We start from the raw sequence: 15,439 nt of genomic DNA, 5'->3' as shown, positions 1-15,439 counted from the left end.
ATGATCCGCCGCCTTCTATCCATATGCCTGACGTTGTTCGCATGTACGCCATGGGTCCATGCTCAGACGCCGGACACGTCGCCGGGGCTCGTCGCGCGTGGCGACTATCTTGCCCGCGCCGCCGATTGCGCCGGTTGCCACACCGCCGCCCCGGTGCCGGGCAAGCCTCAGCCGCATCCGTTCGCGGGCGGGCTGCCGATGGGTTCGCCCTTCGGCACCATCTGGTCCAGCAACATCACGCCTGATCCGGTGCATGGGATCGGGCGCTATCGCTATGAGGATTTCGCGCGCGCGTTGCGCGAAGGCGTGGCGCCGGGCGGCAAGCATCTTTACCCGGCGATGCCCTATCCATCGTTCTCGAAGATCAGCGACGACGACTTGCATGCGCTCTACGCCTACTTCATGCATGGCGTCGAACCGGTAGCGCAGGCCGCGCCCGAAACGAAACTGCCGTTCCCGTTCAACCAACGTTGGGCCCTGACCTTCTGGAACTTCGCCTTCGCGCCGGGCAAACCCATCGTTGCCGATCCGAAGCGCGACGCACAATGGAACCGGGGCGCCTATCTGGTGCAATCGCTCGGCCATTGCGGCGCGTGTCATACGCCGCGTGGCCCGGCCTATGACGAACTCGGCTACACGGACGGGTCGCCCGCCTATCTCACAGGCGGCACCAACGATCACTGGCATGCGCCGAACCTGACCGGCTTGCCGGGCGCGGGACTGGGCCGCATCTCGGCGGCGGACCTCGCCGCCTTTCTCAAGACCGGCCATGGCGCGGGACTGGCCACCTTCGGCGCCATGGTGCAGGTTGTCGAGGACAGCACGCAGTATCTCGACGATCAGGATCTCGACGCCATCGCGTCGTATCTGAAGAGCCTGCCTTCTCACGGCGAAGGGGGCACCTACGATGCTCATTCGCGCGAAGCCCGCCAGAGCGTCGCAGCGCTGCACACCGGCGAGCAGGAGCGGCCCGGCGCGGGACTCTATCAGGGTACCTGCGCGCGCTGCCATCAGGCCGACGGCATGGGCGTTCCGCTCAAGTATCCCCGTCTGGCCGGCAATCCGGCGGTGCTGTCGCAGAAGCCGGATTCGCTCGTGCGGCTCGTGCTGCAGGGCGGACGCGCGCCGTCCACCGTCCATGGTCCTGAACCGAAGAAGATGCCCGCGTTCGCTGACCAGCTCACCGACACGGAGATAGCCCGCGTGCTGACCTTCGTGCGCTCGACTTGGGGCAATAACGCGCCGCCCGTCACGACGCGCGATGTCAGGACGATGCGCGAAGCGGTGGGAGGCGGCTCGACACACTGAGCCGCGCGCCAAGGCACAGCCATTGCGCCTGGCGAATGACCTGAACGACCGACACTCGATGATGCAGAAGCCTCCCCGACGCCTGCTGGTGATCTCCCCGCATCTCGACGACGCCGTTTTCAGTTGCGGCGCCCTGCTCGCTGCGGAAACCGATGCGTTGGTCTGCACGGTGTTCGCCGGAACGCCCGAGATGCCGATGGTGACCGGCTGGGACACGGAGTGCGGTTTCGGCGACGCGCACCGGGCCATGGAAGCACGTCGCGCCGAAGACATTGCGGCGCTGGAGATACTCGGCGCACGCGCCAGGCATCTCTCGTTCCTCGATTCGCAATACGCGGAGGACGGAGCGCAAACGCTGCAAGCGATCGCTGACGCGCTTGCCGACGTGATCCATGCGGGTCGCCATGACGCCGTCCTGATCCCCGCAGGCCTGTTCCACTCCGACCATGATCTCGTGCACCGTGCCGCGCTCGCCGCCTGCATGGCCGATGCGTCGCAGCGCTGCATCGCGTATGAAGATGGCCTGTACCGGCGCATGGACGGGCTCGTGCAGCAACGTCTGGCGGCTCTTCAAAGCGACGGAATGAAAGCCACGCCCTGGCTCGAAACCATCGACGTAGCGGGCCTGCCTGGCTATCTGGAAGCGAAGCAGCGCGCAGTCCAATGTTATGCGAGCCAGTTGAGAGCGTTCGGTCCGCACGGTTATGACGACGTGCTCGCACCCGAACGCTTCTGGACATTGCGAACGAAGCATCGCGATGCGTGAACCCGCAATGCTTGCCGATTCCGTGGGCACACGTCTCACCGTGGTCGTGCTGACCTACAACCGTGCCGATCAGGTGCTCGACACGCTCGCAAGACTTACCGCGCTGCCTGATCGCATCCACCTCGTAGCGGTCGATAACGCTTCCTCTGATGGCACCGCTGAACGCATCGAGGCCGATTTTCCGGATGTCGAACTCATCGTCGCGCCGGGCAACCTCGGCGCGGCGGGACGCAATCTCGGCGTAGCACGCGTGCAGACCGAGTACGTTGCCTTCTGCGATGACGACACCTGGTGGCACGCCGGATCGCTCTCACGTGCCATCGACATACTTGATGCGGCCCCGCGCGTCGGCGTGCTGAATGCGCGCGTGGTAGTAGGCGAGCCAGGCGCGACCGACGAAACCTGCGAACGCATGCGCGTCAGCCCCTTGGCGCACGATGGCTTGCCGGGGCCTGCGCTGATCGGCTTCATGGCGGGCGCTTGCGTGTTCCGCACCAGCGTATTCCGGCAGACGGGCGGATACGAGCCGAGACTGTTCATCGGCGGAGAAGAAACGCTGGTATCACTCGATGTTCTGAGCGCTGGTCATGAGATCGTCTATGCAGACGAACTTGTGCTCCACCACCATCCGTCACCGCTTCGCGACAGCGCCCAGCGGCGCAAGCTCCTGGCGCGCAACGCAGCCTGGGTCGCATGGATGCGCCTGCCGTGGCGCGAAGCGATCATGACGACCCGCGATGCGTTTCGCACCTTGCGCGCGGAAGCATCGTTAATCCGCGGGCTGCCTGAACTTCTTCGCGGCATCGCGTGGGCCGCCGCAAGACGCCGCGTCATCCCTTCACGAGTCCAGGAAATGCGCCGCATCGTCCGCGACGATGACCTGCGCCAAGTGGTTGAAACCTCATCCCGCCACGCATTCCGTTTTACACGCGATTCTTGAAAGCGCGTTCGCTGCGCAACGCACCCAACGATATTCGGTTCGTCTCCATGCGAACCGCAGATCGTTTCATAGTCCTCCGTACGTTCGCAACGAGTGGCATAGCGAATGCTGAAAGCTATCGACTGATCCACGCGACGACGCACCGCGCCCATGCGGAGAGGGATCTTGTGAAAAGGGGACATCCGTGAAGATCGCGTTGATCAGTGAACATGCTTCGCCACTGGCTGCGGCAGGTGGAGTCGATAGCGGCGGTCAGAACATCTATGTCGCCAACGTCGCGCGGCAACTTGTGCGCCTCGGTCATGATGTCGATGTATTCACACGTTGCGATCGTTCGTTGTTGCCGCTTGTCTCGCGTTTCGAAAACATCCGCGTGATAAACGTTCCGGCGGGGCCGCCGGTGCAGTTGCCCAAGGAGCAGCTTCTACCGCACATGGACGCCTTCGCGAACTTCATGATCGAGTTCATGAAGCAAGAACGACAGCCCTATTCCGTCGTGCATGCGAATTTCTTCATGTCGGGTCTGGTCGGCTTGCGCATCAAGGATGCGCTCGGCGTGCCGCTGGTCACCACCTTCCATGCACTCGGGCGTGTGCGGCGGCTGCATCAAGGCGAATCGGACGGCTTTCCCGATGCGCGCTTCGCCATCGAAGACGAACTGGTCAGCCGTTCCGATTCCGTCATCGCCGAATGTCCGCAGGATGAGAACGATCTGATGCATCTCTATGACGCCGATCCCGCACGCATTGATCTCGTGCCGTGCGGCTTCGACCGCACCGAGTTTCATCCGCTCGACAAGGCGCAGGCACGCACACGGTTGGGCTGGCCACAGGATCGCTTCATCGTGTTGCAACTGGGACGGATGGTGCCGCGCAAGGGCATCGACAACGTGGTGCGCGCAATGGGCGCCTGCCATGCCACGCACGGCGAAGCGGCCGAGCTCTATATAGCAGGCGGCAACTCCGACGAACCCAACGAGGGCGCCACGCCGGAGATCGGCAGGCTGCGCGGCATCGCGCGGGAATGCGGGGTTGAAGCGCATGTGCACTTCGTGGGCCGTCATGGACGCGGCGAGCTGAAGCACTTTTATAACGCCGCCGATGTCTTCGTGACGACGCCCTGGTACGAGCCCTTCGGCATCACGCCGCTGGAAGCCATGGCGTGCGGCACGCCGGTGATCGGCGCGGACGTGGGCGGTATCCGCTATTCCGTCGCGCATGGAGAGACCGGCTTGCTGGTGCCGCCGAGGCATCCGGACGCGCTCGCAGAAGCACTGGTCACCTTGAAACGCAACCCGGCCCTGGCCCGCAGGATGGGCGATGCCGGCCTGGCACGCGCCCATGCCATGTTCACGTGGTCGAGCGTGGCGCAGGCGCTTGCGCGGGTCTATGCACGCGTCAGCGGCGAAGATACGCAGACCGCCACGGCGCTCCAGATGAGCAGGGCCGCCCGATGATGCCGCCCGCGAGACCCGCCGTCTTCATCGACAAGGACGGCACGCTGCTACACGACGTACCGTGGAACGTGGATCCGGAACGGATGCGGCTTGCGCCCGGCGCGTTCGACGCACTGCGCCTGTTCACGTCGCTCGACCTGCCGCTGTTCATCATCAGCAACCAGAGCGGCGTGGCGCTCGGCAAGTTCAGCCGCGAAGCGCTCGATCCAATGGAAGCTCGCCTGCGGACGCTTGCTGCCGAAGCGGGTGCTGCGTTCGAAGGCATCTACTGGTGTCCGCATCATCCGCAAGGCGTCGTACCCGAATATGCGATGCAGTGCGACTGCCGCAAGCCCGCGCCCGGCCTCATCATGCGGGCCGCACGCGAGCATCGCATCGATCTGGCGCGCAGCTGGTTCATCGGCGACATACTCGATGATGTGGAAGCTGGACATCGCGCGGGCTGCCGCTGTGTGCTGATCGACAACGGCAACGAAACTGAATGGCTGCGCGGTGAAGGGCGTGAACCCGACATCGTGGTGCGTAACATGCATGAAGCCGCGCTCGCGATCGTGAACGCGGAGTGCCCCGCATGAAGCGCGACACGGAACAGCCGGTGTCCATGACGCCGGTCATCGCAGCGCACGCCCGCAAGAGCGCGGCGAACGCTCCGCGCGAATGGGGCGCGGACGTGAAGCGCATTCTCTGCATCCGGCTGGACAATCTCGGCGACGTCCTGATGACCACGCCCGCGCTGCATGCGTTGCGCAACGCGCAGCCGGGCCGCCATCTGACCTTGCTCGCTTCGCGTTCGGGCAAGGCGGCGGCGCCGTTCATCGATGCCATCGACGATGTGATCGAATACGACGCGCCCTGGGTCAAGCAGGATGCGCCCATCGACCCGCTCGCTGACCTGGCCATGCGCGCGCGTCTCGACGAAGCGCGTTTCGATGCGGCCGTGATCTTCAGCGTCTATAGCCAGAACCCGCTGCCGGCGGCCATGCTATGTCATCTCGCTGGCATTCCGTTGCGGCTCGCGCATTGCCGTGAGAACCCCTATGGCCTGTTGACCGACTGGGTCGCGGAAAGCGAGCCGCAACTCGGCACGCGTCATGAAGTGGAACGGCAGCTTGCGCTGGTCGCGCAGGTGGGCGCACGCGCGGACGATACCCGCATGCGTTTCAACGAGCAGCCCGCCGATGTCGCTTCGCTCGCGCAGAAGCTGCTAGCACGCGACGTGGATATAGATGCGCCTTTCATCGTCGTGCATCCCGGCGCCACGGCGGAGTCGCGCCGTTATCCCGTCGAGCGCTTTGCGCAAGTGATCGCGTGTCTCGGCGAGCAGTTGAACGTGCCGGTGTTCGTCACCGGATCGGCAAGCGAAAGCACGCTCTGTCGCGAAGCTTGCGGCGCCAGTCCGCACGCCATCGACCTCTCGGGCACGGTGTCGCTCGGCGAACTGGGCGCGCTCATCCGCCGTGCGCGCGTGCTGATATCGAACAACAGCGGCCCGGTGCATCTCGCTTCGGCGCTCGGCACGCCGGTCGTGGATCTCTACGCGCTCACCAATCCGCAGCACATGCCCTGGCAGACGCCGCACCGCGTGCTCTATCACGACGTGCCGTGCCGCTGGTGCTACCGCAGCGTGTGTCCTGAAGGCCATCACGCCTGCCTGCTGGGCGTGCCGGTGCAGGACGTCGTCGATGCCGCGCTGGCCCTGCTCGAAACCGAACTCCCACCCATCAACACGACCACACAGGTTTTCTAGTCATGTACACACTGGGTATCAACGCCGTTTATCACGACAGCGCGGCCGCGCTCATCAAGGATGGCGTGGTCATCGCCGCTGCCGAAGACGAACGCTTCACGCATGTGAAGCATGCCAAGCGGCCCGTGCCGTTCTCGACGTGGCAGCTTCCCTTCGATGCCATCGACTATTGCCTGAAGGAAGCGGGCATCGAACTGGCCGATGTGGATCACGTCGCCTATTCATACGATCCGCATCTGTTCTCGGGCATGCCCAAGGATGCGAAGGCCAGCATCACGCTGCCGATGATGCCTTCGGAACAACCGCTGTCCAATCCGTCCGACTCGCCGTGGGACCCGCTGTTCCTGAGCTACATCGTCAATGCGCAGGGACAGTTGCGCGACGGCGCGCCGCATCATCTGCGCAAGCGCTTCGCCAGTGGCGGGCGTGTGCCGCGTTACACCTGGCACAACGTGGATCATCACCTCTGCCATGAAGCGAGCGCATTCCTCGCCGCGCCCTTCGATGACTGCGCCGTGCTCACGATGGACGGCCGCGGCGAAGGCGTGACGACGAGTCTCGGGCAGTTCGTCGATGGCGAATATCGCCGGCTGAAGCAGGTGGAGCTGCCTCACTCGCTGGGGCTCCTGTATGAAGCGGTGACGGACTATCTGGGCTTCCTGCACTCCTCCGACGAGTACAAGGTGATGGCGCTGGCATCGTTCGGCAAGCCCGTGCATGCGGATCAGTTCCGCGAGATCGTCAGGTATCGGAACGACGGAAGCTATACGGTGGATGCGCCGCGTCTCGTCGAACGTTTCGGTCCGGCGCGCGAACGCGGTGGTCCGCTCACGCAGCATCACTACGACGTCGCGCACTCGTTGCAGGTCGTGCTGGAGGAAACCGCACTCGAACTTGCGAAGTGGCTGCACGCGAAAACCGGCCTGTCCCATCTGGCGATGGCCGGCGGCGTCGCGCTCAATTGCGTGATGAATGCGCGGCTGCGCGATCGCGGCCCGTTTGCCGATGTATGGGTGCAGCCCGCGGCGGGCGACGCCGGTACGGCGCTGGGCGCCGCGTTGTGGACCGACTGGCGCGAGCGGAGCATCGCGGGCGAACCCGGCCGCAAGTGGCGCATGAATCATGCGTATCTCGGCCCATCCTTCGCCGACGATGACATCGAAACCCTCCTGAAGTGGACGCGCGCGCCGTATCGCAGGCTCGATGACATCGCTGCGGAAACCGCCGACCTGCTTGCGCAAAACCGCGTGATCGGCTGGTATCAGGGACGCACCGAGTTCGGACCGCGTGCGCTCGGTGCGCGTTCCATCCTGGCCTCGCCCATCGATGCAACGATGCAGGCGCGCCTGAACGAGATCAAGGACCGCGAGGACTTCCGTCCGGTTGCGCCCGTGGTGATGGAAGAACACGCCGCCGACTGGTTCGTCGATGCGCGCGTCGCGCCCTATATGCTGTTCATCTTCGACGTGCGCGAGGACATGAAGGACCGTATTCCGGCGGTGACGCATATCGACGGCACCGCGCGCGTGCAGACCGTCAACCGCTCGCAGCATGCGCTCTATTACGACCTGCTCGCGGCCTTCAAGGCGCGCACGGGCGTGCCGGTGCTGGTCAACACGTCGTTCAACACGCGCGGCGAGCCGATGGTGAACTCCCCGCGCGATGCGCTCGAATCGTTCTGGACCTCGCCGCTGGATGCGCTGGTGATCGGTCCGTTCTTGGTCGAGAAGCCGGGGTTGCGCGCATGAGCACCTGCACCGGTCTCGTCGATCACGACGGCACTGCCGCTGCAGGCGATGCAAACGCGGCGGACCGTGGGAACTTCATCCCTGAGGTATCGGTGGTCGTGCCGACCTACCGCCGTCCCGCGATGCTCGAACGCTGCGTACGCGCGCTCGCCGCGCAGCAATACGACGCGGCGCGTTACGAGATCATCGTGTGCGACGACGGCCCGGACGCTGCCACGCAAGCCTGCGTGCAACGTCTGGCGCATGAGCACGCGCCGCAGGGTCTGCGCATCCGCTACGTGCCCGTCACGGCGACCCAAGGGCCGGCGGGCGCGCGCAACGCGGGCTGGCATGCTTCGCTTGCACGGCGCATCGCCTTCACCGACGACGACACCATCCCTGATCCGCATTGGCTCGCTAACGGTGTCTGCGCACTCGACGCCGGCGCGGACGCGGTCTCCGGCCGTATCGTCGTGCCGCTGGGACCGCGTCCGACCGACTACGAATGCGATGCAGCCGGACTCGCCACGGCCGAGTTCGCCACGGCCAACGCCTTCGCGACCCGTGTCGCGCTGGAGCGCACCGGCGGTTTCGATGCACGCTATACCGCCGCGTGGCGCGAGGATTCGGATCTGCAGTTCGCGCTGATGCAGGCGGGACTGACGATCGCGCGCGCGGAAGATGCGATCGTGCTGCATCCGGTGCGTCCCGCGCGCTGGGGCGTATGCATCTCCCAACAGAAGAAGAGCCAGTTCGACGCCCTGTTGTTCAAGAAGTATCCAGACCTCTTTCGCGCGCGCATTCGACGCGGCCCGCCGCTGCTGTATTACGCGATGCTCGCGGCGCTGGCGACCGCGCTGCTATCGTTCATTGCCGGTGCGCCTCGTGTGGCGGTCACGGCACTGCTCGTCTGGGCCGCACTGACGCTAGGGTTCGGCGCGCAGCGGCTCAAGCGCACCGCCCACACGCCCGCGCATATCGCGGAGATGCTGTGGACTTCGGCCATCATCCCGACTCTGTCGATCTACTGGCGCATCCGCGGCGCGCTCCGCTTCAAGGTGCTGTTCCTATGAATGCCGGACCGGTACAACGCATCGTCATTTTTCGCGCGCTGCAACTCGGCGACATGCTGTGCGCCGTGCCCGCGCTGCGAGCGCTGCGGCGCGCTCATCCGCACGCGCACATCGCGTTGATCGGCTTGCCGTGGGCCAGCAGCTTCGTCGACCGATACGCGCATCTGCTGAATGAACTGATCGTGTTTCCGGGCGCGGTGGGCTTTCCGGAACAGGAAGAAACCGACGCACATCTGCCCGCCTTCCAGCAGGCCATGCGCGAGCGCCGCTTCGATCTGGCGATTCAGCTGCACGGCAGCGGCGGCGTGGCGAACGATATCGTCAAAGGCTTCGGTGCACGGCTGAACGCAGGTTTCCTCAAGCCCGACGAAGGCATGCGCGCAGGCGTGTTCATGCCATGGCCCGACGAGCTGCCCGAATCGGCGCGCTATGCGGCGCTGCTGCAACGCCTCGGTATCGATGCAAGCGATCTGTCGCTCGAGATTCCGCTCACGGTGGAAGACGAACGCGAATGCGCCGCGCTCATCGAAGCCTGTGCGATCGATTGCAACCGCCTCGTGCTGGTGCATCCGGGCGCGCAACTGCCGTCGCGGCGCTGGCCCGTCGAACGCTTCGGCGAGGTCGCGCGTGAGCTTGCTCGCACGGGATGGCGTATCGCCGTCACAGGCAGCCCGGGCGAAGCCGCGCTCACCGCGCATGTGACGCAGAACGGAGGACCGAATGCCATCGATCTCGCCGGTGCGACCTCGCTCGGCGGACTGGCGGCGCTCGTCGGCCGGGCGCGGCTGATCGTGTGCAACGACACCGGGCTGTCTCACGTCGCAGCCGCGATGCGCACGCCGAGCGTGGTGATCGCGTCAGGCAGCGACACGCACCGCTGGGCGCCCACCGATCACGCCCGGCATCGCGTGCTGGCCGACTGGCCCGCATGCCGTCCGTGCGCGTTCCGCGTGTGCCCTTATGAACACGAATGCGCGACCAACATCGGCGTGCCCGCCGTGCTCGATGCCGCCCGCGCGCAACTCGAAACGACCTTCCGCAAGGAGACGCTGATCCATGCCCATGACTAGCTCCCGGCGCTTGCGCGTGCTGACATGGCACGTGCATGGCAACTATCTCTACTACCTGAGCCAGACGCCGCACGACTTTTACCTCGTCACGCGCCCCGGTTATCCACCCGGATATGCGGGCACGGCGGGCGCGCTGCCGTTCGGCGCAAACGTGCATGAGATTCCGGCCAGCGAAGTGCAGTCGCAGTCCTTCGACGTCGTCCTGTTCCAGCACAAGCAGCAGTGGGACGACGACCGCATCAACCTGTTGAGCGATGCGCAGCGGCGCTTGCCACGCGTGTATATCGAACACGATCCGCCGCAGGAAAATGCTTTCGAACAGAAGCACTGGGTCCAGGATCGCGACACGCTGCTCGTGCACGTCACGCACTTCAACCGGCTCATGTGGGACAACGGCGAAACGCAGACGCGCGTTATCGAGCACGGCGTGGTCGTGCCGGAAGGCGTGCGCTACAGCGGCGAACTGGAGCGCGGCATCGCCGTCATCAATCACCTGCGGCAGCGCGGCAGGCGGCTCGGCAACGATGTTTTCGCGCATGCGGCCGAGCGCGTGCCGCTCGATCTCGTCGGCATGGACGCGCAGTCTGCGGGCGGCATCGGCGAGATTGGCAACATGGAGCTCGCCGCGTTCGTCGCGCGCTATCGCTTCTTCTTCAACCCGATCCGCTGGACCAGCCTGGGACTGGCGATCGTCGAGGCGATGACCATCGGCATGCCGATCATCGGGCTGGCCACGACCGAACTCGCAGCCGTGATTCGCAATGGCGAGAACGGTTTTGTCGATACGAATCCGCTTGCGCTCATCGATGCCATGCAACGCCTGCTGCGCGACCCCGCCGAAGCGCGACGTCTCGGCGAAGGCGCGCGCCGCACTGCGTTGGAACGATTCCATATCGCACGCTTCGCCCATGACTGGGACGAAACCCTGCGCCACGTATGCAGCTGAAATTGATCTTCAAAGGAATGGCGACATGAAAGAAGCCTATAGAAAGCGGATTCTGGTGACGGGCGGTGCGGGCTTTCTCGGCTCCCACCTGTGCGAGCGGCTGCTTGCGCAAGGTCACGACGTGCTGTGCGTGGACAACTTCTACACCGGCACGAAGGACAACATTGCGCATCTGCTGGACAGCGCGAACTTCGAACTGATGCGCCACGACGTTACGTTTCCGCTGTATGTGGAAGTGGACGAGATCTATAACCTCGCGTGTCCCGCGTCGCCCATTCACTATCAGCATGATCCGGTGCAGACGACCAAGACCAGCGTGCATGGCGCCATCAACATGCTCGGCCTGGCGAAGCGCGTCCACGCGAAGATCTTCCAGGCATCGACGAGCGAAGTGTATGGCGATGCCCACGTTCATCCGCAGCAGGAAGCGTATTGGGGCAACGTGAATCCCATCGGCCCGCGCTCCTGCTACGACGAAGGCAAGCGCTGCGCCGAAACGCTGTTCATGGACTACCGGCGCCAGCATGGACTCTCGATCAGGATCGCGCGCATCTTCAATACCTATGGTCCGCGCATGCATCCCGCCGATGGCCGCGTGATTTCCAACTTCATGATGCAGGCGCTGTGCGGCCAGCCGATCACCGTCTATGGAGAAGGCTCGCAGACGCGCTCGTTCTGTTATGTCGACGACATGGTCGACGCCTTCATTCGCCTGATGAACACGTCCGACGACGTCACCGGCCCGGTGAACCTCGGCAATCCGCATGAACTGTCGATGCTCGACATCGCGCGGCGCATCATCGAGTTGACGGGGTCGTCGTCCGAGATCATCTTCAAGCCCCTGCCGCTCGACGATCCGTGGCATCGCCAGCCGGACATCTCGCTTGCGCGCGACTTGCTCGGCTGGGCGCCGTCCACGCACCTCGACGAAGGCTTGCGGCGCACCGCGCAGCATTTCCGCGGCATCATCGAAGCCGCCGATGCACGCGCCGCGCATGCCGCTTAAACGCTGCGTGCGGTGACGCCCTCGATGGTGGCAATCAGCTTCGGCGCGGGCACAGGCTTGGTCAGGCGGGCCTGGAAGCCCGCCGCCTGCGCCCGCGCGCGCGCCTCGGCCTGGGCAAAGCCCGTCAGCGCGATAGCCGGCATGCGCTCGGCCAGCGACGCGCCGCGGCTTGCCTCTTCCTCGCGTATCAGCCGCAATACGTCATAGCCGTCCTGATCGCCGCCCAGCACGATATCGCACAGCAGGACGCCAGGCCATTGCGCCGTCGGCAGAGCGCGCAGCCGCGCCAGCGCTTCGTCGCCGGACGCACATGACACCACCTGCGCGCCGACGGTCTCGAGCACGGCTTCGAGTGCATCGCGGGCTTCTTCCTGATCGTCCAGCACCATGACCGTGATGCCCGTGAACGCATCCTCGGCGGTACCGGCATTGATGTGGGCATCGTCGAGCACGGGGCGCAGCGGCATCGTCGCGACATAGGCCACCTGCCTGTCGATGGTGCGCGCCGCGAAGCCCCCGCCAATCTCCGTCAGCGCCTTCTCCAGCCGGCGCATCTGTTGCCGCGACAGTTCCACCGGCGCGGCGCGCTGTCCCATCACCACCAGCGACGCATGATTGCCCTCGCGGAACACGCGCAACTCGACGCGTTCGCCACGTGTCGCCGTGCCGATCTGCACGCGGCACAGCTCCGCGACGATCTGCTGCAACACGCCCGCGTCGCCCGACACGCGCAAGCCTGGTTCAGTCATCACCGTGTAGAGATTCACGCCACGCGCCGCAATCTCTTCATGGAGCGCATCGATCACGCCGCTCACCAGCGTATCGAGCCCGACCGCTTCCGCCGATATCTTGCGCTGCGCATGTTCGAGTTCGCCCTGTTGCCATTGCAGCGACCACATGCGGGCATACACGCCATCGAGCGTGAGCAGGTCGTCATGCTGTCCCTGCTCGACGATGCGTCCATGCTCCATCACGAGGATCCAGTCCGAATCCACGACGGTGGACAGACGATGCGCGATCACAATGGACGTGCGTCCCTCCGCCAGCCGGTCCAGTTCGTTCTGGATGGCGCGCTCGGAACGCGTGTCGAGTGCGGACGTGGCTTCGTCGAACACGATGACGCGCGGATTCTTCAGGATGGCCCGCGCTATGGCGATACGCTGCCGCTCGCCGCCCGAGAGCCGCACGCCGCGTTCGCCTACGCGCGTGTCGTAGTGATCCGGCAGGCGCTCGATGAAGCCGTCCAGCTGCGCGGCGCGCGCCGCCTGCACGATCTCGGCGCGCGTGGCGTCAGGCCGTCCATAGCCGATGTTGTAGGCAATCGTATCGTTGAAGAGCACGGTGTCCTGCGGCACGATGCCAATGGTCGCGCGCAGGCTGTTCTGCGTCACTTGCGCGATGTCCTGACCGTCGATGCGAATGGCGCCCGACGTCGGTTCGTAGAGACGGAACAACAGCTTCACGAGCGTCGACTTGCCCGAGCCGCTGCCGCCCACCACCGCGAGCTTCTTGCCCGGATGCGCGCGGAAGTCGACATCGCGCAGGATCTGCCGCGCTGGATCGTAGCCGAACTCGACATGCTCGAACTCGATCTCGCCCGCCGTCACGACGAGCGGCTTCGCACCGGTCTCGTCGATGTCCTCGCGCACGCGCCCGCGCGACAGCAGGATGTTGAACATGCGCTCGACGTTCACGATGGCGTCGTTGGTCTCGCGAAACACGAAGCCCAGCGTGTTGAGCGGATTGCACACTTGCACGATGTAGGCATTGACCAGCACGAGATCGCCGACGCTCATCGTTCCCGCGACCACATGCTGCGCCGCGCGCAGCATCACGGCGGCAATGCCCGCGGCGATGATCGTGCTTTGCCCTACGTGCAGCAGCGTCAGCGCGCGCTGGTTCGCGACACGCGCGTGAACCCATTGTTCGAGCACGCCCGACAGACGCCCGCGCTCCGTGTCTTCGCTGGCGAAGAACTTGACGGTTTCGTAGTTGAGCAGGCTGTCGACGAGGCGGCTGTCCGACTGCGCTTCCAGCGCGTTGACGGCGCGCTGGAAGCGCATGCGATAGCGAGTAAAGATGAGCGTCCACACCGAGTACAGCACGAAGGTCACGCCGATGATGGCCATGAACTCCAGCGAGTAGCTGCTGACCATCACCGCCACGACGGTACCGATCTCGATCAGCACCGGCACGATGGTGAACAGCGACGTGCCGAGCAGGAAGCCCACGCCATCCGCGCCTTTCTGGACATCGCGCACTACGGCGCCGGTTTCGCGCCTGGCGTGGAAGCGCGCGCCGAGCGCATGCAGATGCGCGAACGTTCGCTCCGTGAACGACGCGACGGTGCGCTGCGTGACGATGCTGAAGACGACATCGCGTGCTTCATTGAGCACATCGCCGAGATAGCGCAGCAGCACATAAGCCAGGATCAGGAAGACCGGAAAGATGACGGTCGATGCCGGGTGACTGAACTCGTCGATGACCCGCTTGAGCAGCAGCGGCACGGACACCACGGCAAGTCGCGCGGCGATCATCAGCACCAGCGCTGCCGCCGTCTGATAACGCCATGCCCAGACCGCGCGCCACAGATCGCTGACGATGCGTCGGCGAACGCGCGTGCGATCCCGGTCCTCTGTAGCCGGGATCACTCCTTCCAGTCCTTGCGATTGGCCGTTCCTGGACCGGATGCACCACCGTGCTGCTTCTTCACGCGTTGCTCTTCGGTTCGCTTGAGCGTGGCGGGATCGGTGCCGGATTGTCCCGCCGCACCCGCGCCGCCCGCAATGCCTGCGGACTTGCCGGCGCCATCGTCGCTGGGCGCTTTGTTGCCGGGCGGTGCGCCGTTTTGCTGGGCCGAGGCGGCGCTGATGCACGCGCCCGTCAGTGCAGCAATGATTGCGGATTGCAGAAAGCGCTTCATAGGCCCCTCCGTGGTTGCTGGCGAACGCGTATTCGTCAGCAACGCGTGCGCCAGCCATGGCGCCCGATGTCCGCAAATACGGCGGTCCGCAAATACCGGGTCAATCGGCAGATAAGCAGGAGCAAGAAATGCTGTACCGGGGTATGCGCATGTCACGGAGACAATCATGTATTCCCTAGGCGCGTACTTCCTCGAAATCTTCCCGGAGTCCATTCCCGGCGACGGCTGGACCGGCGCCGCGCGGTTCTCGCGTCGCAGCGACTACAAACTCCATGCGGTCGTGACAACCGTTACGTTTCCCAGCCATATCTTCAAGCCGTCCCGACGCCAGGCCGAAGGCGCCATTGCCGACTGGGCACGCGACTTCGTCAAGTCGAGCGGCGATGTGCTCGAATCATCCCTGCGGCTGGCCAGCAGAGTCTGAAGAGATCCCGCGCGGACTGCGCACGACGCGTTGTAACATTGGCGACCGGACGT

Annotated in this window: 14 protein-coding genes; 12 read left to right on the top strand and 2 right to left on the bottom strand. The window is 64.9% G+C overall.

The features are described from left to right. From QCE69_RS16270 to QCE69_RS16220, 11 genes are all read left to right on the top strand, one after another. Positions 1 to 1,308 carry a cytochrome c gene (locus QCE69_RS16270; RefSeq protein ID WP_309931854.1) on the top strand — a complete coding sequence of 436 codons (1,308 nt, stop codon included), beginning with the start codon at positions 1 to 3 and terminating at the stop codon, positions 1,306 to 1,308. A 58-nt stretch (positions 1,309 to 1,366) separates the two neighbouring features. Further along, complete coding sequence (locus tag QCE69_RS16265; RefSeq protein ID WP_309931852.1) at positions 1,367 to 2,074, top strand: PIG-L family deacetylase; 708 nt, start codon at positions 1,367 to 1,369, stop codon at positions 2,072 to 2,074. Between the two features lie 40 nt (positions 2,075 to 2,114). Further along, a complete protein-coding gene (locus QCE69_RS16260; RefSeq protein WP_309931850.1) occupies positions 2,115 to 3,014 on the top strand; it encodes a glycosyltransferase in 900 nt (299 codons plus the stop codon). Positions 3,015 to 3,198: 184 nt separating this feature from the next. Then, positions 3,199 to 4,470: a glycosyltransferase family 1 protein gene (locus tag QCE69_RS16255; RefSeq protein ID WP_309931848.1), complete on the top strand. Its 1,272-nt coding sequence runs from the start codon at positions 3,199 to 3,201 to the stop codon at positions 4,468 to 4,470. After that, complete coding sequence (locus tag QCE69_RS16250) at positions 4,467 to 5,045, top strand: HAD family hydrolase (RefSeq protein WP_309931846.1); 579 nt, start codon at positions 4,467 to 4,469, stop codon at positions 5,043 to 5,045. Before QCE69_RS16255 ends, QCE69_RS16250 begins: the two co-directional genes overlap by 4 nt. Next, positions 5,042 to 6,217 (top strand): glycosyltransferase family 9 protein, encoded by a 1,176-nt coding sequence (locus QCE69_RS16245; RefSeq protein WP_409017862.1) that lies wholly within the window; start codon positions 5,042 to 5,044, stop codon positions 6,215 to 6,217. Before QCE69_RS16250 ends, QCE69_RS16245 begins: the two co-directional genes overlap by 4 nt. Positions 6,218 to 6,219: 2 nt before the next feature. Next, positions 6,220 to 7,965, top strand: coding sequence for a carbamoyltransferase C-terminal domain-containing protein (locus QCE69_RS16240; RefSeq protein WP_309931844.1), 1,746 nt, complete (start codon positions 6,220 to 6,222; stop codon positions 7,963 to 7,965). Next, positions 7,962 to 9,017, top strand: coding sequence for a glycosyltransferase family A protein (locus QCE69_RS16235; RefSeq protein WP_309931842.1), 1,056 nt, complete (start codon positions 7,962 to 7,964; stop codon positions 9,015 to 9,017). Before QCE69_RS16240 ends, QCE69_RS16235 begins: the two co-directional genes overlap by 4 nt. Further along, positions 9,014 to 10,087 carry a glycosyltransferase family 9 protein gene (locus tag QCE69_RS16230; protein WP_309920306.1) on the top strand — a complete coding sequence of 358 codons (1,074 nt, stop codon included), beginning with the start codon at positions 9,014 to 9,016 and terminating at the stop codon, positions 10,085 to 10,087. The genes QCE69_RS16235 and QCE69_RS16230 overlap by 4 nt, the downstream gene beginning before the upstream one ends. Next, on the top strand, positions 10,074 to 11,033 hold the full coding sequence (locus QCE69_RS16225) for a glycosyltransferase family 4 protein (protein WP_309920304.1): 960 nt from the start codon (positions 10,074 to 10,076) through the stop codon (positions 11,031 to 11,033). Before QCE69_RS16230 ends, QCE69_RS16225 begins: the two co-directional genes overlap by 14 nt. A 25-nt stretch (positions 11,034 to 11,058) precedes the next feature. Beyond that, a complete protein-coding gene (locus tag QCE69_RS16220; RefSeq protein ID WP_309931839.1) occupies positions 11,059 to 12,039 on the top strand; it encodes an SDR family oxidoreductase in 981 nt (326 codons plus the stop codon). Here QCE69_RS16220 and QCE69_RS16215 read toward each other — a convergent pair. Together QCE69_RS16215 and QCE69_RS16210 are read right to left on the bottom strand one after the other, a co-directional pair. Next, positions 12,036 to 14,687 carry an ATP-binding cassette domain-containing protein gene (locus tag QCE69_RS16215; RefSeq protein ID WP_409021220.1) on the bottom strand — a complete coding sequence of 884 codons (2,652 nt, stop codon included), beginning with the start codon at positions 14,685 to 14,687 and terminating at the stop codon, positions 12,036 to 12,038. The genes QCE69_RS16220 and QCE69_RS16215 overlap by 4 nt on opposite strands. Further along, positions 14,687 to 14,962: a hypothetical protein gene (locus QCE69_RS16210; protein WP_309920297.1), complete on the bottom strand. Its 276-nt coding sequence runs from the start codon at positions 14,960 to 14,962 to the stop codon at positions 14,687 to 14,689. Before QCE69_RS16210 ends, QCE69_RS16215 begins: the two co-directional genes overlap by 1 nt. Before the next feature lie 166 nt (positions 14,963 to 15,128). Here QCE69_RS16210 and QCE69_RS16205 point away from each other — a divergent pair, with 166 nt between their 5' ends. Beyond that, positions 15,129 to 15,386 carry a hypothetical protein gene (locus QCE69_RS16205; protein ID WP_309920294.1) on the top strand — a complete coding sequence of 86 codons (258 nt, stop codon included), beginning with the start codon at positions 15,129 to 15,131 and terminating at the stop codon, positions 15,384 to 15,386. Positions 15,387 to 15,439 lie beyond the last annotated feature (53 nt).

It is taken from the genome of Caballeronia sp. LZ032, assembly GCF_031451315.1.
In the GTDB taxonomy this organism is placed as follows: Bacteria; Pseudomonadota; Gammaproteobacteria; order Burkholderiales; family Burkholderiaceae; genus Caballeronia.
Note: the sequence above shows the minus strand (reverse complement) of the source record. Positions and strands in the feature narration are given on the sequence as shown.

Coding starts and splice junctions, on each gene's coding strand:
- QCE69_RS16270 (WP_309931854.1), top strand. CDS start 1: ATGATCCGCCGCCTTCTATCCATATGCCTGACGTTGTTCGCATGTACG.
- QCE69_RS16265 (WP_309931852.1), top strand. CDS start 1,367: ATGATGCAGAAGCCTCCCCGACGCCTGCTGGTGATCTCCCCGCATCTC.
- QCE69_RS16250 (WP_309931846.1), top strand. CDS start 4,467: ATGATGCCGCCCGCGAGACCCGCCGTCTTCATCGACAAGGACGGCACG.
- QCE69_RS16245 (WP_409017862.1), top strand. CDS start 5,042: ATGAAGCGCGACACGGAACAGCCGGTGTCCATGACGCCGGTCATCGCA.
- QCE69_RS16240 (WP_309931844.1), top strand. CDS start 6,220: ATGTACACACTGGGTATCAACGCCGTTTATCACGACAGCGCGGCCGCG.
- QCE69_RS16235 (WP_309931842.1), top strand. CDS start 7,962: ATGAGCACCTGCACCGGTCTCGTCGATCACGACGGCACTGCCGCTGCA.
- QCE69_RS16230 (WP_309920306.1), top strand. CDS start 9,014: ATGAATGCCGGACCGGTACAACGCATCGTCATTTTTCGCGCGCTGCAA.
- QCE69_RS16225 (WP_309920304.1), top strand. CDS start 10,074: ATGCCCATGACTAGCTCCCGGCGCTTGCGCGTGCTGACATGGCACGTG.
- QCE69_RS16220 (WP_309931839.1), top strand. CDS start 11,059: ATGAAAGAAGCCTATAGAAAGCGGATTCTGGTGACGGGCGGTGCGGGC.
- QCE69_RS16210 (WP_309920297.1), bottom strand. CDS start 14,962: ATGAAGCGCTTTCTGCAATCCGCAATCATTGCTGCACTGACGGGCGCG.
- QCE69_RS16205 (WP_309920294.1), top strand. CDS start 15,129: ATGTATTCCCTAGGCGCGTACTTCCTCGAAATCTTCCCGGAGTCCATT.